The sequence below is a fragment of the Neobacillus kokaensis genome, assembly GCF_014656545.1.
Taxonomy (GTDB): Bacteria; Bacillota; Bacilli; order Bacillales; family Cytobacillaceae; genus Neobacillus; species Neobacillus kokaensis.
In genome coordinates, this window is the sequence record NZ_BNDS01000075.1 from 1 (window position 1) to 255 (window position 255).

The window sequence follows — 255 nt, forward strand, 5'->3', positions numbered from 1 at the left end:
GGCGCCGAGGCCCCCGGTGAGGTCGGCGACCAGTTGCTCCGGGTCCTCGCGGGCGTCCGCCACGGCCTCGGCCCCGAGCTTCCGGGCGGCCTCCAGCCGAGCGGTGGCCAGATCCACGACGACGATCCGTTCGGGTGCGAACAGCCGTGCCGTGGCGACCGCGGCGAGTCCTATGGGGCCGGCGCCCACCACGACGACCGTGTCTCCGGGGCTGACGCGTCCGTTGAGCACGCCCATCTCGTATGCCGTCTTCTG

At 73.7% G+C, this 255-nt stretch carries 1 protein-coding gene; it reads right to left on the minus strand.

Translation table 11 applies throughout. The annotated features are described in order from the left end of the window. On the minus strand, nt 1-255 hold a 255-nt coding region (locus IE222_RS27075), incomplete at both ends, for a zinc-binding dehydrogenase (protein ID WP_191277315.1).